The sequence below is a fragment of the Candidatus Pelagibacter bacterium nBUS_49 genome (genome assembly GCF_051200925.1).
Classification (GTDB): domain Bacteria; phylum Pseudomonadota; class Alphaproteobacteria; order Pelagibacterales; family Pelagibacteraceae; genus Pelagibacter.
The window spans coordinates 65,156-83,764 of sequence record NZ_CP172837.1 but is presented as its reverse complement, the minus strand read 5'-3'; the positions used below and the strand labels follow the sequence as shown (position 1 = coordinate 83,764).

The window sequence follows — 18,609 nt, the reverse complement described above, 5'->3', positions numbered from 1 at the left end:
CTGATATAATTGATTCAATTGATTATTCAATGGGCAAAAGTAAACTTTTTTTGATTTATTAAATTATACGTCAGAATACTTTTGCTCTAGATTCATCACATAATCATTAATTCCATCAAGAAATTTAAGCTTTTCATCTACTGTTTTGAAGGAGAACATCTTGTCTTCATTTTCTCTAATCTCATCACATTCTGAATAAAAGGCAGAAATTGTCCACCATTTCTCTTTATTGGTACTTAAAATTCGTGAAGCTATACGACGTTTAATTTTTTTATGAATTTCTTTAGGTAAAATTTCAGGCGCCTCATTAAATATCAATCCATGACCAAAAGTAACAAGTCTTTGATCATCAAACTTATCTAATAATGCAAATTTTTCTTTCCAATCACCTGTATGAAATTTAGGAAATAAAGCTTGGTCTTTAGCAGAGGTAAATCCTCCAGAATAAATAGACTCTTCTGGTTCAATATCCTCTTGTGAGGAAATTTCCATTTTCTCTTCTGCAGCTTCTCTTAAAATATTACAAATATCTTGTGAGAACTTTTCATTAGTTTTAACTAACTCGGCCCTTTTTTTAATTAGATTTGGATCTAGTTTACTATAAGGCTCAACTTTCATTCCAAAACTTTGATCTAAAATTATTGGTGCTTTATTTGATCTAATAGTTCTTAAAAATTTAGGAGATTTTTTCATCTCTTTTTTTAAGTCTTCGTAATTTAATTTCTGAATAGCTTCCACATCAACTCTTAGATCTACAGCTTGACCCCATTTATAAACTGGATGCATGCAAGCATTCGGGTGTAGTGGTGCACACAAATATAAACGGCTTGTTCCATAAAAATACTCATTCAATGTAAATATTTTTTCCTGTTTAACCATATTCTCAACAATAACTTTGCTGCTTGTTTTAAAATATTCTTGCCACAGTGTTGGTTGTTTTTGTTTAATTAAATCTAAAACTTTAACAGTAAGTTCAGTATCAAATAATGCAGAGTGAGCACCAGCAAACTCAAAGCCATTTAATCGAGCTAAAGACTCTAGCTTCATTGATTTATTTCCTTTAGGATTTAATTCTGTCTTTAAAACATCATCATCTATAGCAAATGCTGCTCTAACAATATTTAAAGCATCATGGCGAACATTTCCCTCCGTATTTGTCAAATATGGCTTTCTTAAAGATTTAAAAAATTCTTTTCTAATTACTTCATCATCAAAGTTGATACTTGAATAACCTAAAAAGGTTGCAGGTGACCATTCTCTAAATTTTTGTTCCACCTGAGTTAACATTTCGTAATGACTTAGATTACCTTTAGTCAATAAATCGACATTTGATTTATTAATACAAAGAGCGGTAGCACTTGGAACTCTATCTTGGGGTAGTCTACATCTTGCTTGAAAACGCTCTAATTCTTTAAAGTTTTCGTCTAATAATATTCCACCTATTTCAATAATAGTTGCCCAATCTGTTTGAGCAGAATCTGTTTCAATATCCCATACTACGTAATTCAATTTGCTCTCCTTTGTGCATAAAATTGTTCAACTTTTTCTAAAAATTTATTTTGATAATCTTTTAATCTTTCACCATCTATTAAAAACCTTTGAAACATATTATCTTTTGTACATAGCAATATGACTGCTTGAGTAATATTAGATCCATGTACAGTGTTATGGGCTAAAGCATAAGCACTACATTGCAAATAATAATCATCAATCCATTCATCTTTTTTGGGTTTGTTGCTTTGTTTAAAATCGATAATTGTCTCTTTATTTTCATAAATTCCCACACAGTCAGCAGCTCCTGCATACTTTCCGGGATAATATAATGTTGCCTCACAGCCCCAAATCTCATCCAATTTATTTCTTAAACCATTTTCAATAATCTGGTCAGCCATCATTCGCTCTCTAGTATTGTCTCCCAATAAATCTAAATTTAACTTACCTAGCAAAAATTTTTCAAGGTATTCGTGCATTGAACTACCTCTGCTGCTAGCTTCTTGAGTAATAATTGCTGCCTGTTTATGACCAACCCTTTGCTTCCACGCTTGAAGAGATGCTTTTTTTTCTTCAAACTCAGTTGCTTTTAAAATTGTTGTAACTGATGGCAAGCGTTCTTCATTAACAGAGTAATGTCTTGAGCCATCTACTATTGATCTAGTTGATTTTGGATAAATATATTTATTATTCCACTCCATGTGATTTCTTATATTAGCTATTTTAGAAAAAAAGAAATTAATTATTTGCTTGTTTTGAACGATCAACAAATTTTTCTACATTTTCTGTTTGGACTGCTTTTTCAAGTTGTTCAGGATCTTTAATACTTTCAAGTGTTCTAGTAATTGATCTTGCGTCTGTTCCGAACTTATCCACAACAGACATAGCTTCTTCTAATTTTTTTCTAAGAGAAATTATATTATCAAAGTGCTTTCCAAATCTTGAGGTTATTGTTTTTAAGTGATTATAAATTTCGGTAGCACCTTTTTGAACTTTTAAAGATTGAAATCCCATGTGAAGAGATTGTAAGTAAGCTGAAAGAGTATTAGGGCCACAAATTACAATTTTATGTTTTTTCATTAATTCTTGAGTTAACAACTCTTTAGTGCTTGGATCTTGGTACTCAGTTAATTCTTTATACAAACTTTCAGTTGGCGCATAAACAATTGCAAAATCTGTAGTTTTTGGTGGAACAATATATTTTTCATTAACACTTTTAGCTTTAGCTTTAAAAGTAGTGGCTAATTTTGCTCTAGCATCTGCAACAGCTCTTTTATCTTGCGCGTCATGACCATCGGTAATTGCTTTAAATTTTTCTACTGGAAAATGGCTATCTACAGGAACTAAAACATCCCCTTGAAGCTTAATTGCAAATTCAACATTTTCACTGGTATCTTCCTTCATCTTAACGTTAGTCATGAATTGAGAAGCAGGTAACAAGTCTTTAATTAATGCATCCAAACTAAACTCGGCAAGCGTTCCATACTTTTTAACACCTGCTAAAATTTTAGTGATCCCCTCTTGGCTTTTATTTAATAATTCAACCTGACTATTAAAGTTTCCAACTTTTTCATCAACTTTAGTTAAAGCTTCTGTCATATCTTTAGTGACCCCAGTAGATAGATTGTTAAATGAAGTCGACATTGAACCCAGCGAGGTATTAATAGTATTGTTTAAGGTGTCTTTTAATGTAACGATTTCAGTTTTTAAATTAGCTATCTCTTCAGCTTCCTTATTTTCATTCTCATCTTTTGGCTTAGATTTTAGATTTAGATAAAGAATTGCTGATGCAATCCCTACTAATAAAACTAACAAAACAACTAAAATTATATCCATGATTCTATTTTTTTATTTTATATTAAAAATTTAGTTAATATAAGAGCTAATAGCTGTACAAGCATAATGCTCTAAAAACTTATTATTCTTAAAATCATATTTAGACATAGTCATTCGAGGTTTTTCTTCACCTTCAAATAAAATTAGCTGAAATCCTAATTCATAATCTTTAAATCTAGCAGTAAAGTAATCTTCACCTGTATCTAATTCACTACTCTTGATGGTTTGAAACTGACCTTTTTGATCATCAAAATAATGAAATGCGGTAGTTTCAAGCTTGAAATTGAGGGGTTTATACTTTCTCCCAAACAGTGCTGATTTCATATTAACACAAGTTATTTCAAGACCTTGATCAGCTACTGAAAAATTTGGCCAAATAAGTAATATTAAAATAATTATTTTTCTCATTTACGAAAATCATAAAAATCACTGATTTCTCTAAATTTATGTCTTTCTCTTCGCCACAAATAAAAAAAGATTGCAATCAATAAAGGTTGTAAAATAACAAAAATAAGGATGTTGATTAACTCATATGACATTCCAGTATGTTCAGCCATAATTTCAAGAACTAACACACACCAATTAAAAAAATCATTTATCATAATTTTTTATGTGAAAATTCTCTGCAAAGCTTATTAGCCTCTAACACTGAGGGAACAAGTTTATCTAATTTCCAACTATTAGTTCGGATATCAAAATACTTAGCTGCCGTAAAATTTAGTCCATCAACAATTTCAATTTCATATTTTTTAAACTCATCATAAAATTCTTTAAGAAAATAAATATATTCTTTGATAGGATAAGAACCTAAACTAAGATGAACACGGTAACCCATTAAAAACGGTGCTATATCTTGAACTTTAGCTGTGATCTCTTCACCATTTATCTTAATTGGAATATTTTTATCCAATAATTGCTTAATATCCCCTGGTTTCTCATAGGTATAAACGGTAAATGTATTATAAACTTTTTCACAATTGTCCTGTGTTCTAATCCAAAAGTTAAGATTATCACCATGAGTAACCTCTCCACTTACCCGGGCATAGGATAATGTTTCATATCTATCTATACTCCACTCTTCCTCTTCTGCCTGAGCTTGATAGGCAATAACTAATAAAAATAAAAATAGATGTAATGAGATAAAAATAGCTAAGCGCTTCAAGATTTAAGCTCCACTTTGAAACCATCACTTTTTAAAAGTGACGTTATTTTATCTAATAATAAACTATGATGGATATTTGAGTTTACTTTGAATTTAAAAGTTTGTTTGTAGACTGGTGTGGAATTACCGTATGAGATGAAGGTTGATACATGACAATATTTGTAAATATCATTTATTTCCATTAATTAGCGCTCCTTATTGGTTGTATTTTTGAAAGTAAGTAACTTGTAGTTACTGATAATGGTTCCAATCCTTTCTCGTGGGAGTTGCCTACGTGATAACAAGGAAGATAATGAAAAAAGACGTAAACAGGATGAAAAAAGATTGGAAATCCAATGCATGATATTAATTAATCAAACTGGTATGTTTTCATTCAGTCAAAACTTTGTTAAAAAAAAGATAACAAAAATTTAAATTATGGAATTATTCTTAATATTAAAAATTATATTTATAATAGGAGCTGTGATTGCACTTTATGCAGTTGCTAGAAACCTTGATATTATTAAGATTATTTTAATTTATTGGAAAGATCTAATTCTTAGAAAGTAGTTTAATTAATTTTTTAATTTCTGGCTTTTTAACAGATGATTTTGACGTCATCATACAAGCTACAAACTCTAAGATCTCACCATCTTTTAAAATACGAAGATTATTAGCTTTTAAAGTCTCACCAGTTGACGTTATATCAGTAATAATTTCACTTGATCCAGTAAAAGGATAAGCCTCTGTAGCTCCTAAACTTCCAACCAATTTAAATTGAGTAACCCCTTTTGAAAATAAAAATTCTCTAGTTAAATTTGGATATTTAGTTGCAACTCTTAATCTTTTCTTCTTTTTATCTTTAAATTCAAATGCGATTTCCTCTAAATCTGCAACTGTTTGAACATCAATCCATGGATCAGGAATTGCAACAACCAACGTTGCTTTTCCAAAATCATATCTTTTAGATACATTAATTTTATTTTGAATATTTACTTCACTTTCTTTTAATAAATCATATCCTGAAAAACCAAGATCTAATGAACCATCTCCAAGTCTTTCAACTATTTCTCTGGCATGGAGATATAAAACTTTAATATTCTTTAATTGTTTTATGGATCCTAACAAATCTCTTTCCCCACGCTCAGAAACTAGATTTAATTTATTTTTTTTAAATATCTTTAGAATATCTTTTCTAAGTCTACCTTTACTTGGAATACCAATATTAATTATATTTTTGCTCATTAGTAATTTAAATTTAAAGCAGCTCCAACTGCTGCTACTTGATTTTTAGCCCCAAGATCTGAAATTAATTTATCATATCTTCCACCATTAATTATGTTTCTGATTTTTGATTTAGACTTGATATCAATTTTAAATACCATGCCTGTGTAATATTCTAACTGTCTTCCAAATGAAGCAGAGAATACAACATTGAGTTTTGAGATTTTATTATTTGAGATTGGAAAATATTTTTGATCAACTACTAAATTAATTTTATTCTTTTTAAAAAACTTATTTAATTCACTTGCAGCTTTATTAATTGGACATTTAATTTTTAAAAACTCTTTAATAATTTTTGATACATTTTCACCCTTTTTTGTTCCTCTTGGGTCCCTAATTTTGTTATCAAATCTTTTTAAAATTTCATCAATTGATCTTCCTGCAATAACTTTAGATAGATCCTCTTTTAACATTTTAAAATATCTCTTCTTATCAATTTCAACGATAGTTGGATCTACATCTGAATTAGTTTCTAATCTTTTTAAGAGATCATTAAAATATTTCTCTCTCCAAAAATGTCTTGATAATCTTAACTTCCAACGCTTTGGGATATCTAACTTTGAAATTAACAAATTAAAGATTTCAACATTACCGATTGTCAGTGTACCAGATGTATATTTAATATTTTGTAGAGACTTTAGAGAAGTGTTTATGATTTCTTTATCATCATTCTTCTCATCCTTGGATCCTATTATCTCAAAACCTACTTGATCTCTAATTATAGAGTCTTTTTTGTTTTGTGACTTTCTATACGCCTGACCGCTATAAAAAATCTTCTCTTTTCCCTTTAAATTATTTTCTAAATATCTAAGACATGATGCAATGGTTAAATCTGGTCTAAGGCAAAGCTCACTTCCGTTTTGATCAATAAAAGAAAATATAAATTTTCTAAAGTTTTCACCTGATCTTTGAACAATATGATTGGCCTCAATTACTGAAGGTAAATCAATATACTTAAATCCTTTAGATTTTACCGATCTAAGGATATTTTCAGATAAGTTTTTTGATTTCATTAATTAAATCAGCTTTTGGAATTGTTTGATTGTTTTCACCCTTAACGCCTTTAAGGTTTTTAATAGTAACCGTGTTATCGTTAAATTCATTTTCTCCACAAATAACCGCAACGGTTAATTGACGTTTATTTGCTAAATCAAGTTGTTTACCTAGGTTTTTTTTAGTGTTCAAAAAAACTTCAGCGTTAATATTATTGTCTCTTAATAGATCCACTAATTCATAATAATTTTTTAGATATTTTTGATCCATAACACAAACTAAAACTGGTTTTTGATCTTCAACTTTAATTTGATCTAATTGCATTAAAGCAAACAATAATCTATCTACACCAAAACTTATTCCTGTTCCTGGAATATCAACACCTCTAAATCTAGATATTAATTTTGCATAAGCTCCCCCTGAGCATATGCTTCCAATATCTACTTCTTTTCCTTTGTTATTAGTGACTTTGAAATTTAAATTAGTCTCTACAATAAAGTCAGAATAATAAGCAAGGCCTCTAACGATAGTAAAATTAGTCTTAACTTGATTTAAATTAGACCCAAATCCTAATACTTCAAACACATCCTCAAGCTCAGTTATCCCTTCTTGGGATAAAGGATTTTTTAAAGTTTCTTTTAATTGTTTTAAGTCTTTAATCTTTAAAAAATTTAATATTTGTGCAGCTTGATCATCAGATAGATCAGCTCCTTTAGTAATAGCACCACTTTGATCTTTTCTTTCTTTTTTAAGGAGGTCTTCAACTCCTTTTAATCCAAATCCAGGCTTATCTAATTTATCAATCGCTCGGATAACCTTAATTTGTTTTTCTTCAGAAATTTTTAATTCATCAATTAATCCTTGAACGATTTTTCTATTACTTACATTAATGGTAAATTGATCTTTGTTTAATCCACAATCTGATAGTGTACTTGAAATTAAATTACAAAGCTCTGCATTTGCTTGAGCAGGATTAACATTTCCAACGATATCAAAGTCGGCTTGCATAAATTCTCTGTAACGACCATTTCCAGCTTTTTCGTTACGAAATACATTTTGGATTGCATATCTTTTAAATATTGAAGGGAGCTCTTGATTGTTTTGAGCAACAAATCTTGCTAGAGGACTTGATAGATCGTACCTTAGCGTAATACTTTTTTCACCATCTTGAAATGAGAATACATCAGACATAGGATTAGTATCGTCTTCTGCAAGAAAAGATCCTATGTTTTCACTTATTTCAAACGAAGGGGTTTCAAGAGCCTCTGCTCCAAACTTAATAAAATTATTCTCAATCGCTTTTAATAGCTTTTTTTTGAGAAGAAGTTTTTTATCCCAACGATCTTCAAAACCTGAAGGTAATCCAGGTACTAATTTATTTTCTTTATTCATTTTTTGGTACCCGGGCTGAGAATCGAACTCAAACTTAAAGTTCCACAAACTTTCGTGCTAACCGTTACACCACCCAGGCATTCCTTGTTTTTATATTATTTTTGTGTGGATTAAAAATTATATTATAAATAAATAGCCTACAGGCTATGGAAACAGATTCTATGAGTGCTTCTTGAAGTCTCTCTGTATGTAATATTTATAATCATGGGCAGTCTTTTAGACAATAATTGTCATTATTCAAGGTAAAAATAAAAAGGACGTTAATCTATTTTGTAGATTAACGCCCTTAGAAATATTTAAAAATTAGTCTATTTTTTTTAGATTAACTGCAGAAGGACCTTTTGGGCCATCTTCTAATGTAAACTCAAGTTTATCACCTTCATTTAGATATCTCATGTCAGCTGCTTTAACTGCAGAAGCATGCACAAAGGCATCTTTTTCTTTGTCATCTCTTTCAATGAAACCGTAGCCTTTTTTACCATTATACCATTTAATTTTACCAGTTAGTGTACTCATCTTATTTCTTAGTCCTATAGTTATTTATTATATAAATAAGGTAATTTCTTTTAAAATTATTTCAAGATGAAAAGTGGATGGTGGTGCCTCGGGAAGGATTCGCACCTCCGACACAAGCCTTTTCAGGGCTCTGCTCTACTCCTGAGCTACCGAGGCAAAAATTAACCCCTAAAGATTATTCTGCCTTTTGTAAGGTCGTAAGGTGTCATTTCGACTGTCACGTTATCGCCTTGCAATACTCTAATTCTGTTTTTTCTCAACTTACCAGCAGTATGAGCGGTAACAGTATGCCCATTCTCTAGCTTAACTCTAAACATTGCATTTGGAAGTAGGTCCATGACCTTTCCTTTAAATTCAAGCAAATCTTGTTTAGACAATTTTATTTTCTCCTAATTCTTTTTTTTACAGATTGAGCGTGTCCTGCCAATCCTTCGTAATTTGCAAGTGTTATAACTGAAGGGCCAAGACTTTCAATACCCTTTTTAGATAAGTTTATATAGGAAATCCGTTTATAAAATTCATTTACACTTACTCCACTTGAATATTTAGCTGAACCATTGGTTGGTAATATGTGGTTAGAACCAACATTATAATCGGTCATTGCCATAACAGCATATTTTCCTAAACAAACAGATCCTGAGCTTTTAATTTTAGGTACAAAAGATTTATAATTTTTAACATTTAGCTCTAAATGCTCAGGGGCTATTTTATTTACAACATCAATTATTTTTTTGTCAGAACTAATATGCATTAATATCCCATTATTCATTAAGCTTTGTCTTGCAATAGACGATCTTGGAATTTCTTTTAATTGATTAGAAATTTCATTTTGAACTTTATCTATTAAAGATTTGTCTTTTGAAATTAAAATACATTGAGCAAGATTATCGTGCTCTGCTTGTCCAATTAAATCACTTGCAACCCATTCTGGATTTGAAAATTTATCACAAACAATAGTAACTTCAGAGGGGCCTGCGGTCATTCCCTCAATTCCAACATCACCGAAAACCTCTTTTTTAGCTGCAGCTACATAAGCATTACCAGGGCCCACTATTTTATTAACTTTATTTATTTTCTTTGTTCCATAAGCAACAGCTGCAATTGCTGATGGTCCACCAATTGAATAAATTTCTTTAATTTTACATTTACGAGCTGCATATAATACTGCTAGATTTTGTTTTCCTTTAAATCCAGGATTAATCATCACAATTCTTTTAACACCTGCAACAATTGCTGGAATAGCATTCATTAATACACTTGAGGGATATGAAGCAGTCGAACCAGGCACATAAATTGCAACCGATTCTAAAGGCATATATTTATACTCTAGTTTATTTTTGTACTTATCAACGTAAGAAATGTTTTTAAATTTTTGAAGAGAGTGAAATTTATAAATTCTATTGTATGCAATATTGATTGCTTGTTTTACTTTTTTATCTAGTGATTTTATTGAATTAGTAATCTGTTTTTGTGAAGGAACAATTATAGTATTTTTATTAAATTTTTTTTCATATTTTACTAAAGCTTTGTCTCCATTTTTTCTGACATCTTTAATAATACTTGAAACTGAAACTGAGTTAGATTGTACTTTTTTCTTTCTTTGCAAAAGTAAGCTATCTAAATTTTTATCAAAATTTTTAATGTTACTATTTAATATTTTCATTAGTCTTTAATTTCGCTTTGATCTTCTAGTCTTACTTCAATTGTTTCTGTAGTCAAAGCAATGTGGACATTATTATTAAAAATTAAATTAATTTCATAATCATCTTTATTTTTTAGATAATCGATTGCGATCAATTCTAAAACTAAATCCTTATTTTTTTGATCTATATTTTTAGATTTTACTTTATCAACAAAGTCAAACCTGCAAATACTGTTAATTTTCTTGTCTTCTTGATCTGTCTCAATTTTAGTTCTCTCAATTGATAATAAGAAAACTTTATTGGATGCCAAATATTTTATATCCGACACTTTAACTTTAGCTCCAGCACTACATGCTGAAATCATTTGTAAACCTTCATTATCGGAAGCTATAATTTTTGCTAAATATTTCTTATCCATTAATTAACTCTTCTAATTTTTGCTCCAACTTTTTTCAATTTCTTTTCTATATTTTCGTATCCTCGATCTAGATGATAAATTCTATTAATAACCGATTTTCCTTTTGCAGTTAATGCCGCTAAAATTAATGAGACAGAGGCTCTAAGGTCGGTTGCCATCAATTCAGCTGCTTCAAATCTAATGTTACCACTCACTTTTGCTTTATTACCATTTGTTGAAATTTTAGCACCCATTCGATTTAGTTCAGCAACGTGCATAAATCTGTTTTCAAAAATATCTTCTTTAATTACAGATTGTTTGTTTGCTTTACACAACAACACCATCATTTGAGCCTGTAAATCAGTTGGAAAACCAGGATATGGTGCTGTTTTGATATTCATACTTTTAATTTTTTTATTTCCTACAATATGAATTTCATCTTTTTTAACTCTAATTTTTGCTCCTATTTTTTTCAAAGTATCAATTTCTGTTTGAATAATTTTAGGAATTATATTTTTTATCTTTAAATTTCCCTCTGTGACTGCAGCAGCCACTAAATAAGTTCCAGCTTCTATTCTATCAAACATTACTGGATAAGTAATTTCATTAACCTCTGATACTCCTTCAATTTTAACTGATCGCTTACTAATCCATTTGATATTGCATCCCATGCTTTTTAAAAAATTAACTAAATCTTTTATTTCAGGCTCAATTGCACAGTTACTTAAAACCGTAGTTCCCTTTGCAAAGCTTGCCGCAATGATTAAATTTTCGGTAGCACCAACTGATATTTTTGAAAATTTTATTTTATTTCCAATTAATCCCTTCTGTGCTTTTGCATGCACATACCCTTGAACGATTTTATATTTAACTCCTAACTTTGATAAAGCATCTAAATGTATATCAACAGGTCTGGTACCTATTGCACACCCCCCAGGTAAGGATACTTTTGCTTTACCAAATTTAGCAAGCAAAGGCCCAAGGACTAAAATTCCTGCTCTCATAGTTTTAACCAAACTGTAAGAGGCAAAATTTTTGCTCTGTTGTTTGTTATCAATAGTTAGATTATTTTTATTAAAATTAATTTTAGATCCTAATGATTGCAACAAGCTAACCATCGTCTCAATATCTCTTACCCTAGGTAAATTTTTTAGATAAACTTTTTTTTTTGATAATAAAGTTGCTGCTAAAATTGGAAGAGAAGCGTTTTTTGAACCTGATATTTTTATTTGTCCTTTGAGCTTATTTGCTCCAAAGACTTCTAGTTTTTGCATAACTATACTTTAGGTAACGTTACCCCAGTTTGGCCCATATATTTTCCATCCCGATCTGCATATGTCACTTCTGGTTTTTCATTTCCCTTTAAAAAGATAAATTGCGCAACCCCTTCATTGGCATATATTTTTGCAGGTAAAGGTGTGGTGTTAGAAAACTCAAGTGTTACATACCCTTCCCAGCCTGGTTCTAAAGGCGTAACATTAACAATAATTCCACATCTTGCATAAGTAGATTTACCTAAACAAATAACCAATACATCATCTGGAATTTTAAACTTTTCAACTGTTCTCGCTAAAACAAATGAGTTAGGTGGAATAATACATTCTGATGTATTTTTAGTTACAAAGTTTGTTGGTTTAAAATTTTTTGGATCCACTATTTCTGAATTCACGTTGGTAAAAATTTTAAACTCATCAGAAACTCTTGCATCATAACCAAAAGAAGATAGCCCGTAAGAAATGCTATTCCCTCTCACTTGTTTTTCTTCAAAAGGAGAAATCATTTCTTGTTCTTTGGACGTTTTTCTTATCCACTTGTCTGATAATACTGTCATTATTTAGTTTTCTTCTTTGTCTTTTTTTGAAAAAGTTTTCTTTTTTTTAAGTTTTTTCTAAGGGCTAAGCTTAATCGCTCATTTTTTTCTTTAGAATTCATTCTTTATCTGGATTAGTAAGGAAGTCTAATGTGATAGGCTTAGAAGTGTCTAACGTTTTAGGCTTAACCTCTTCTTCTTTAGGTCCTTCTTTAGCTAAACGTTTAGCTCTTTTTTCAGCAAGCTTTTTTTCTCTTTTAGCTTGCTTCTCCATAAGCTTGTTTCCTTTAGTAGATTTATAATCGTAATGAATTCCCATAAAATTTTCCTCACGTAGATATAAAGCATATTCATCAAAAAATTAAGGCAATATTTTGAAAAAAATGCTTTATTATCAGTAAATATTATTTTGATCATAAGCTCCTATAGATAAATGGTATATCAAGTCATTGGTAATGACTAATTCCCTGGTCAGTACAGGGTGGGAGCACCAAAATTAATTTTTGTAGAAAATTTTTCTTAAAAAAATTGATAATACAATTAATCCAAAAAAAGCAAGAATTGGCAAATAAATATCTGCAGAAAAAATTATATCTGTTATTCCTGGAAGTTCTGAATTTTGATCGATAACCTTTTCTAAGCCGCTGCCAATGGAAACAGCTAAGAATATTTGAGGTATAATTCCAATCAAAGTTGCAAAGAAAAAATTATTTACTTTTACATTAAAAATAGTGGGTAAAAGACAGCTTAACTGCCAAGGCATTCCTCCTATAAAACGATATAATAATAAATAAATAAATTCAGATTTTTTAAATTTTTGCTCGAGATTTTGAAATTTATTTAAAAATTTTTCTCTAATTAATTCTTTTAAAAAATAATTACCAAATAAATATAAGAAAGTTGCACCAACACTTAACCCTAAAACAACTAGCAGTGTCCCAACCCACTTTCCAAAAATAAATCCACCCATCAGTGCAACAGGTGAACCAAATCCTAAAAATGGAAACACCCACAATATCGTTAGTCCTAGAAAAATTATTGATAGTAAAAATAAATTTGAATTTCTAAGTTCAAAAAAATAAGATCTATTTTCTTTAATAAAATCATAAGAAGTTATTTCCTGAAGGCTAAATTTTGAAAAAAAAAATATAAAAATAAACAAATAGCTGTAAGATAAAATAATCCTATAAATAATTTAATTTTTTTAGCTTTTTCCATTAAATACAATGCTAATTATATAATCTTCTATTTGCTATTTATATATTTAGTTACTATAAAGAGCGAAAATTAATAAATTTTAACCACATTTTATGAAGCGAACATACCAACCATCTAACGTTAAACGAGCCAGAAAACATGGTTTTAGATCAAAAATGAAGACTAAGGGTGGACAAAAACTTTTGGCTAGACGAAGAGCAAGAGGAAGAAAATCGTTAACAGTATCAGTTTAGATAAATGAAAAGCAAAATACTTGCTCTTTCAAAAAACGAAGAATTCAAAAATCTACTAAAGCAAAAAAAAATTTCCAACAAGTACGTTACAATTTTTTTTGGCAACCTAGCTAACAAAGATGATAGCAAACTTAATATTAGTTTTGTGACTAAAAAGAAAATTGGGAATGCGATAAAAAGAAATAAAATTAAACGTAGATTAAGAAATATAGTTAATGAGGCAGTTAAAAAGATATCGTTAAAATTTAACTATTCATATCTTGTTATTGCCAAGGCAACTATGCTAAACAATGAATACAAAAATATAAAAGAAACTCTATTTCAGGATTTAGAAAAAATTAAATAATGAACATTTTCACAAATATTTTAATTAAATTTATCAAAGGTTATAAATTTCTAATTAGCCCACTACTTGGTCAATCATGTAGATATTTACCGACTTGCTCAGAGTACAGTATAGAAGCTTTAAAAGAATTTGGTCTAGTTAAAGGAACTTTCATGAGTTTAAAAAGAATTCTATCATGCCACCCAATAAAGTTTTTGGGAGGTGGCGATGGCTTTGATCCTGTTAAAAAAGAAGTGAAAGCTAAAAAATAATGGATACTAAAAATGTCATTGCAGCAATTTCTTTATCGGCAGCGGTAATAATTTTATATTCACTTTTTTTTGCTCCCCCGCCAGTTACTAAAGAACAATTGGCAGAAAAAAATAAAACTGAACAAAATTCAGATGCGCCTAGCTTGGATCAAAAAGAAACTATAACCGAAATTACAAGAGAAGAGGCTTTAAACCAAAATAAAAGAATTCAATTTGAAAATCAAAATATAGTTGGTTCGATTTCTTTAAAAGGTGCTGCAATCGATGACTTAACCTTTAAAGAATATAATGTAGCTTTAAATAGTGATGAGAAAGTTACTCTTTTAACGCCAAGAAATACTAAAGATGGATATTTTATAGAGAGTGGTTTTATAACTTCTGATAAAAATATTGATATTCCAAATTCTAATTCTATTTGGTCTGTATCAGGAAACAATAAACTAACCAATCAATCTCCAGTTAGATTATCTTGGACTAACGATCAGGGAATTACTTTTGAGAAAGAGATAAATTTAGATGACAAATTTTTATTCACAATTAAACAGAAAGTAATAAATCCAACAAAAAAAGAGTTTGATTTTTACACTTATGGTCAAATTATCAGAAAAGAAATTCCAGATATTTCGAATTTTTACATTCTTCATGAAGGTTTAATAGCAACATTAGATGAAGAATTAATTGAAGAAGATTATGACGATATTCAAGAAGAAAAATTTTCAAAAACTTCTCAAAAGGGGTGGCTTGGAATTTCAGACAAATTTTGGATAACCTCATTGATTCCACCAAGTGGTAAAGAATTCAAGACTACATTTGATTATAAAGAAAAGTTTCGTGCTAATTTTGTAGGTACAGAACCTCTAGAATTAAAAGGAAACTCGAGTATCGAAGATAAATTGCAAATAATAGTGGCTGCTAAAAGAGTAGACATAATTGATGGATACGCAAACTCTCTAAATATAGATAAATTTGATTTAGCAATTGATTGGGGATTTTTGTATTTCATTACAAAACCTTTGTTCCATGGCATAGATTACTTTTTTAAATTATTAGGAAATTACGGTCTGGCAATTATAGCAATTACATTTTGTATAAGACTAGCATTCTTTCCACTTGCAAACTTCTCATTTAAAAGTATGGCAAAAATGAAGGCTCTACAGCCTGAAATGGCTAGACTTAAAGATCTTCATAAAGAAGATAAAATGAAATTACAGCAAGAAATGATGGCTCTTTATAAAAAAGAGAAAGTTAATCCCATGTCTGGATGTTTGCCTATACTAGTTCAAATTCCAGTATTTTTTGCATTATACAAAGTACTGTTTGTAACAATTGAAATGAGACAAATGCCTTTTTTTGGATGGATACAAGATTTATCAGAAAGAGATCCTACATCGCTCTTCAATTTATTTGGTTTATTGCCTTATGATGTTCCTTCATTTTTGATGATTGGTGCTTGGCCTATTGCAATGGGTGTATCAATGTTTATTCAGCAAAAACTTAATCCCGCTCCAACAGATCCTATGCAGGCCAAAATATTTATGTTCTTTCCACTTTTCCTTACAATAATTTTAGCCCCATTCCCTGCCGGACTAGTTATCTACTGGACTGTTAATAATATTTTAACTATGGCTCAACAAGTTTTCATTATGAAAAGAACTACAGTTAAAACAGTTACTTAATGCTGGAAATAAAAGAAGAAGAATTAGATAAAATCCTCCCATCAGATGGTCCTTCAATTGATGAAGTTAAAAGATATTTGGAAAAATACAACGACGAATACATTGTTATAAAATGTGGTGGAAGCGTTTTAGTTGATCAAAATTTATTCGAAATTTTTATAAAAGATATTACTACTCTTAATAAATTAGGTTTTATTCCTATTATTGTGCATGGTGGTGGTAAAAGAATAAGCAATAAATTAAATGAGCTTGGAATAAAAAGTGAATTTATTAAAGGACTTCGAGTTACTGGAAAAGAAACAATTGAAGTAGTTGAACAAGTTTTAATAGAATTCAACCAAGAGATTGTTGAAGCCCTTAAAAAACAATCTTGTAATAGTGAAACAATTAACTCCAAAATTAATAATATTATTAGCGTAATTAAAGAAAATGATGAATTAGGATTTGTTGGAACACCAACTAAAATTGATCAATCTATTATTGATAAAATTGTAAACGATAAAAAAGTTCCAGTAATTGCACCGTTAGGTCTAGATGAAAGCAATCAAACATATAATATAAACGCAGATACAGCAGCTGGTTCGATTGCAAAAAAAATTGAGGCAAGAAGACTGATCATTATGAGTGACGTTGAAGGTGTTTTAGATAATAACCAAAAATTAATTCCTGAAATTAACTCAGCTTCAATCAAGGAATTAATTGAAAATGAAACTATTACTGGGGGTATGATCCCCAAAATCAACAATTGTCTAGATGTTGCAAGCAATGGAGTAAAAGGTGTTGTAATAATTGATGGCCGAAAAAATCATTCTATTCTTTTTGAGCTATTATCTGATAAAGGATCGGGAACACTGATAAGACAATGAAAGATTTAGTTAATATAAAATACTGGATATTTGATCTTGATAACACTCTTTATAGTGGTCAAACTCAGGTTTTTTCTGAAGTTGATAAAAAAATGTCTTCTTTTATCTCTGAAAAATTTAATGTTGATCTTATAAAAGCAAAAGAAATTCAAAAAAAATACTTTTATGAGTATGGGACAACACTCTCAGGTCTAATGAACCATGATAATATCGATCCACAAGAATTTTTGGAATTTGTTCACGATATTGATATCAGTTGGCTGCCAAAAGATGAAGTTTTAAGAGAAGAGCTTATTAAGATAAAAGAAAAGAAAATTATTTTTACTAATGGATCACACGCCCATGTTGAAAATGTTACAAAACAACTTGGTATTGATGGATTATTTGATGGAGCCTTTGATATCACAGATGCAAATTATGTTCCAAAACCACATTTAGATCCATATCAAAAATTGATAAAAAAATTTGATTTAAACCCAAATCAATCAATTTTAATTGAAGATATTGCCCACAATTTAGAACAGGCTAAGAATTTAGGAATGAAAACTTGTTGGTTAGAAAACGAAGAGGCTTTTGCTAAAAAAGATTCGAACAAACCATACATAGATTACAAGATTAAGAGCTTGCCTTCTTTTCTTCAAGAAATTAATATATTAAAAGTAAAATAAATTAACTTACAAACATTAAATTAAAACTATGAAAGAATTTGAAAATATTATCAATACAGCTTGGGACAATAAAGACTCAATTAATGGTCAATCTGACCAATCAATATTAAGTGCAATTAAAGATACAGTAGAACTTGTTGACAATGGTACTTTAAGAGTAGCTGAAAAAAAAGATAATGAGTGGATAGTTCATCAATGGATTAAAAAAGCAATTCTTTTAAGCTTTAAAACTAATGAAATGCAAACACTTGCTGGTCCTTACGCTACTTGGTGGGACAAAGTAAGAGGGAAAACAGCTGGCTGGGGAAGAGAAGAACATAAAAAAGCTGGCTTTAGACACGTACCTAACGGAGCCATTAGACATGGGTCTTTTATTGGTAAAAATGTAGTCTTGATGCCTTCATTTGTAAATATTGGAGCTTATGTAGATGAAGGTACTATGATTGATACTTGGGCATCTGTAGGTTCTTGTGCTCAAATAGGAAAAAATTGTCATATTTCTGGTGGCGCAGGAATTGGTGGTGTGCTTGAGCCGATGCAAGCTAATCCAACAATTATAGAAGATAATTGTTTCATTGGAGCTCGTTCTGAAATAGTTGAAGGAGTAATTGTAGGTGAAGGTTCCGTATTATCTATGGGTGTGTTTATTGGTCAGTCTACAAAAATTGTTCATAGAGAATCTGGAGAAGTAATCTATGGAAAAATTCCACCCTACTCAGTAATAGTTCCAGGAAGTTTGCCAAGCAAAAATGGTAAAGGTCCCGCTCTATATTGTGCAGTAATTATCAAGCAAGTAGATGAAAAAACAAGATCTAAAACTTCGATTAACGATTTATTGAGAGAATAGA

General features: G+C 29.9%; 25 protein-coding genes and 2 tRNA genes. 7 read left to right on the top strand and 20 right to left on the bottom strand.

The window, feature by feature from the left end:
- Positions 1-63: 63 nt before the first annotated feature.
- The 20 genes from ACIJYF_RS00445 to ACIJYF_RS00350 all read right to left on the bottom strand — a co-directional run bounded on the left by ACIJYF_RS00445 (position 64) and on the right by ACIJYF_RS00350 (position 13,512).
- A complete protein-coding gene (locus ACIJYF_RS00445) occupies positions 64-1,509 on the bottom strand; it encodes an exonuclease domain-containing protein (protein ID WP_435116777.1) in 1,446 nt (481 codons plus the stop codon).
- The gene (locus tag ACIJYF_RS00440; RefSeq protein WP_435116775.1) at positions 1,506-2,192 is read right to left on the bottom strand and encodes a hypothetical protein; all 687 of its coding nucleotides are present in this window, start codon (positions 2,190-2,192) and stop codon (positions 1,506-1,508) included. Before ACIJYF_RS00440 ends, ACIJYF_RS00445 begins: the two co-directional genes overlap by 4 nt.
- Positions 2,193-2,229: 37 nt before the next feature.
- On the bottom strand, positions 2,230-3,327 hold the full coding sequence (locus ACIJYF_RS00435) for a DNA recombination protein RmuC (protein ID WP_435116773.1): 1,098 nt from the start codon (positions 3,325-3,327) through the stop codon (positions 2,230-2,232).
- A gap of 30 nt (positions 3,328-3,357) precedes the next feature.
- Positions 3,358-3,735: a hypothetical protein gene (locus tag ACIJYF_RS00430; protein ID WP_435116771.1), complete on the bottom strand. Its 378-nt coding sequence runs from the start codon at positions 3,733-3,735 to the stop codon at positions 3,358-3,360.
- Entirely contained in the window at positions 3,732-3,929 is a 198-nt protein-coding gene (locus tag ACIJYF_RS00425; RefSeq protein ID WP_435116769.1) for a hypothetical protein, read from the bottom strand. The genes ACIJYF_RS00430 and ACIJYF_RS00425 overlap by 4 nt, the downstream gene beginning before the upstream one ends.
- Entirely contained in the window at positions 3,926-4,489 is a 564-nt protein-coding gene (locus ACIJYF_RS00420; RefSeq protein ID WP_435116767.1) for a hypothetical protein, read from the bottom strand. Before ACIJYF_RS00420 ends, ACIJYF_RS00425 begins: the two co-directional genes overlap by 4 nt.
- Positions 4,486-4,671 carry a hypothetical protein gene (locus ACIJYF_RS00415; RefSeq protein ID WP_435116766.1) on the bottom strand — a complete coding sequence of 62 codons (186 nt, stop codon included), beginning with the start codon at positions 4,669-4,671 and terminating at the stop codon, positions 4,486-4,488. Before ACIJYF_RS00415 ends, ACIJYF_RS00420 begins: the two co-directional genes overlap by 4 nt.
- A gap of 349 nt (positions 4,672-5,020) precedes the next feature.
- A complete protein-coding gene (gene hisG, locus ACIJYF_RS00410; protein ID WP_435116764.1) occupies positions 5,021-5,713 on the bottom strand; it encodes an ATP phosphoribosyltransferase in 693 nt (230 codons plus the stop codon).
- Positions 5,713-6,765 (bottom strand): ATP phosphoribosyltransferase regulatory subunit, encoded by a 1,053-nt coding sequence (locus tag ACIJYF_RS00405; RefSeq protein WP_435116762.1) that lies wholly within the window; start codon positions 6,763-6,765, stop codon positions 5,713-5,715. Before ACIJYF_RS00405 ends, hisG begins: the two co-directional genes overlap by 1 nt.
- Positions 6,743-8,137: a histidine--tRNA ligase gene (hisS, locus tag ACIJYF_RS00400; RefSeq protein ID WP_435116760.1), complete on the bottom strand. Its 1,395-nt coding sequence runs from the start codon at positions 8,135-8,137 to the stop codon at positions 6,743-6,745. The genes ACIJYF_RS00405 and hisS overlap by 23 nt, the downstream gene beginning before the upstream one ends.
- Positions 8,138-8,141: 4 nt before the next feature.
- Positions 8,142-8,216: transfer RNA gene (locus ACIJYF_RS00395), tRNA-His, on the bottom strand.
- A gap of 224 nt (positions 8,217-8,440) precedes the next feature.
- Positions 8,441-8,653 (bottom strand): cold-shock protein, encoded by a 213-nt coding sequence (locus ACIJYF_RS00390; RefSeq protein ID WP_271496110.1) that lies wholly within the window; start codon positions 8,651-8,653, stop codon positions 8,441-8,443.
- A gap of 81 nt (positions 8,654-8,734) precedes the next feature.
- A tRNA-Phe gene (locus ACIJYF_RS00385) sits at positions 8,735-8,809 on the bottom strand.
- Positions 8,810-8,814: 5 nt separating this feature from the next.
- Complete coding sequence (gene infA, locus ACIJYF_RS00380) at positions 8,815-9,030, bottom strand: translation initiation factor IF-1 (protein ID WP_023649077.1); 216 nt, start codon at positions 9,028-9,030, stop codon at positions 8,815-8,817.
- Positions 9,031-9,032: 2 nt separating this feature from the next.
- Positions 9,033-10,316 (bottom strand): histidinol dehydrogenase, encoded by a 1,284-nt coding sequence (gene hisD, locus ACIJYF_RS00375; protein WP_435116758.1) that lies wholly within the window; start codon positions 10,314-10,316, stop codon positions 9,033-9,035.
- Positions 10,316-10,714, bottom strand: a complete 399-nt coding sequence (locus ACIJYF_RS00370; RefSeq protein ID WP_435116756.1) for a DUF2948 family protein — start codon at positions 10,712-10,714, stop codon at positions 10,316-10,318. The genes hisD and ACIJYF_RS00370 overlap by 1 nt, the downstream gene beginning before the upstream one ends.
- A complete protein-coding gene (gene murA, locus ACIJYF_RS00365) occupies positions 10,714-11,967 on the bottom strand; it encodes a UDP-N-acetylglucosamine 1-carboxyvinyltransferase (protein ID WP_435116754.1) in 1,254 nt (417 codons plus the stop codon). The genes ACIJYF_RS00370 and murA overlap by 1 nt, the downstream gene beginning before the upstream one ends.
- Positions 11,968-11,969: 2 nt before the next feature.
- Positions 11,970-12,524 (bottom strand): dCTP deaminase, encoded by a 555-nt coding sequence (dcd, locus tag ACIJYF_RS00360; RefSeq protein ID WP_435116752.1) that lies wholly within the window; start codon positions 12,522-12,524, stop codon positions 11,970-11,972.
- Between the two features lie 97 nt (positions 12,525-12,621).
- Positions 12,622-12,822, bottom strand: coding sequence for a hypothetical protein (locus ACIJYF_RS00355; RefSeq protein WP_435116750.1), 201 nt, complete (start codon positions 12,820-12,822; stop codon positions 12,622-12,624).
- Between the two features lie 177 nt (positions 12,823-12,999).
- Positions 13,000-13,512, bottom strand: coding sequence for a TVP38/TMEM64 family protein (locus tag ACIJYF_RS00350; protein WP_435116748.1), 513 nt, complete (start codon positions 13,510-13,512; stop codon positions 13,000-13,002).
- Positions 13,513-13,813: 301 nt separating this feature from the next.
- Between ACIJYF_RS00350 and rpmH the strand changes: the two genes are divergently transcribed.
- From rpmH to dapD, 7 genes are read left to right on the top strand one after another with little or no spacing between them, the layout of a single operon-like run.
- Entirely contained in the window at positions 13,814-13,954 is a 141-nt protein-coding gene (gene rpmH / locus ACIJYF_RS00345) for a 50S ribosomal protein L34 (RefSeq protein ID WP_008545591.1), read from the top strand.
- A gap of 4 nt (positions 13,955-13,958) precedes the next feature.
- Positions 13,959-14,300, top strand: a complete 342-nt coding sequence (gene rnpA / locus ACIJYF_RS00340; RefSeq protein WP_435116746.1) for a ribonuclease P protein component — start codon at positions 13,959-13,961, stop codon at positions 14,298-14,300.
- Entirely contained in the window at positions 14,300-14,551 is a 252-nt protein-coding gene (yidD, locus tag ACIJYF_RS00335; protein WP_435116744.1) for a membrane protein insertion efficiency factor YidD, read from the top strand. The genes rnpA and yidD overlap by 1 nt, the downstream gene beginning before the upstream one ends.
- Positions 14,551-16,227 (top strand): membrane protein insertase YidC, encoded by a 1,677-nt coding sequence (yidC, locus tag ACIJYF_RS00330; RefSeq protein ID WP_435116742.1) that lies wholly within the window; start codon positions 14,551-14,553, stop codon positions 16,225-16,227. Before yidD ends, yidC begins: the two co-directional genes overlap by 1 nt.
- Entirely contained in the window at positions 16,227-17,093 is an 867-nt protein-coding gene (gene argB / locus ACIJYF_RS00325) for an acetylglutamate kinase (RefSeq protein ID WP_435116740.1), read from the top strand. The genes yidC and argB overlap by 1 nt, the downstream gene beginning before the upstream one ends.
- Positions 17,090-17,761: a pyrimidine 5'-nucleotidase gene (locus tag ACIJYF_RS00320; protein ID WP_435116738.1), complete on the top strand. Its 672-nt coding sequence runs from the start codon at positions 17,090-17,092 to the stop codon at positions 17,759-17,761. The genes argB and ACIJYF_RS00320 overlap by 4 nt, the downstream gene beginning before the upstream one ends.
- 28 nt (positions 17,762-17,789) lie before the next feature.
- Positions 17,790-18,608 (top strand): 2,3,4,5-tetrahydropyridine-2,6-dicarboxylate N-succinyltransferase, encoded by an 819-nt coding sequence (gene dapD, locus ACIJYF_RS00315; protein WP_435116736.1) that lies wholly within the window; start codon positions 17,790-17,792, stop codon positions 18,606-18,608.
- Position 18,609: the final 1 nt, after the last annotated feature.

Bases quoted from the DNA above. Each gene is read 5' to 3' on its own strand.
- ACIJYF_RS00390 (WP_271496110.1), bottom strand. From the start codon at position 8,653: ATGAGTACACTAACTGGTAAAATTAAATGGTATAATGGTAAAAAAGGC.
- ACIJYF_RS00425 (WP_435116769.1), bottom strand. From the start codon at position 3,929: ATGATAAATGATTTTTTTAATTGGTGTGTGTTAGTTCTTGAAATTATG.
- murA (WP_435116754.1), bottom strand. From the start codon at position 11,967: ATGCAAAAACTAGAAGTCTTTGGAGCAAATAAGCTCAAAGGACAAATA.
- yidC (WP_435116742.1), top strand. From the start codon at position 14,551: ATGGATACTAAAAATGTCATTGCAGCAATTTCTTTATCGGCAGCGGTA.
- dapD (WP_435116736.1), top strand. From the start codon at position 17,790: ATGAAAGAATTTGAAAATATTATCAATACAGCTTGGGACAATAAAGAC.
- yidD (WP_435116744.1), top strand. From the start codon at position 14,300: ATGAACATTTTCACAAATATTTTAATTAAATTTATCAAAGGTTATAAA.
- rnpA (WP_435116746.1), top strand. From the start codon at position 13,959: ATGAAAAGCAAAATACTTGCTCTTTCAAAAAACGAAGAATTCAAAAAT.
- hisS (WP_435116760.1), bottom strand. From the start codon at position 8,137: ATGAATAAAGAAAATAAATTAGTACCTGGATTACCTTCAGGTTTTGAA.
- argB (WP_435116740.1), top strand. From the start codon at position 16,227: ATGCTGGAAATAAAAGAAGAAGAATTAGATAAAATCCTCCCATCAGAT.
- ACIJYF_RS00440 (WP_435116775.1), bottom strand. From the start codon at position 2,192: ATGGAGTGGAATAATAAATATATTTATCCAAAATCAACTAGATCAATA.
- hisD (WP_435116758.1), bottom strand. From the start codon at position 10,316: ATGAAAATATTAAATAGTAACATTAAAAATTTTGATAAAAATTTAGAT.
- hisG (WP_435116764.1), bottom strand. From the start codon at position 5,713: ATGAGCAAAAATATAATTAATATTGGTATTCCAAGTAAAGGTAGACTT.
- ACIJYF_RS00415 (WP_435116766.1), bottom strand. From the start codon at position 4,671: ATGGAAATAAATGATATTTACAAATATTGTCATGTATCAACCTTCATC.
- ACIJYF_RS00435 (WP_435116773.1), bottom strand. From the start codon at position 3,327: ATGGATATAATTTTAGTTGTTTTGTTAGTTTTATTAGTAGGGATTGCA.
- dcd (WP_435116752.1), bottom strand. From the start codon at position 12,524: ATGACAGTATTATCAGACAAGTGGATAAGAAAAACGTCCAAAGAACAA.
- ACIJYF_RS00430 (WP_435116771.1), bottom strand. From the start codon at position 3,735: ATGAGAAAAATAATTATTTTAATATTACTTATTTGGCCAAATTTTTCA.
- ACIJYF_RS00355 (WP_435116750.1), bottom strand. From the start codon at position 12,822: ATGGGAATTCATTACGATTATAAATCTACTAAAGGAAACAAGCTTATG.
- ACIJYF_RS00405 (WP_435116762.1), bottom strand. From the start codon at position 6,765: ATGAAATCAAAAAACTTATCTGAAAATATCCTTAGATCGGTAAAATCT.
- ACIJYF_RS00320 (WP_435116738.1), top strand. From the start codon at position 17,090: ATGAAAGATTTAGTTAATATAAAATACTGGATATTTGATCTTGATAAC.
- rpmH (WP_008545591.1), top strand. From the start codon at position 13,814: ATGAAGCGAACATACCAACCATCTAACGTTAAACGAGCCAGAAAACAT.
- ACIJYF_RS00370 (WP_435116756.1), bottom strand. From the start codon at position 10,714: ATGGATAAGAAATATTTAGCAAAAATTATAGCTTCCGATAATGAAGGT.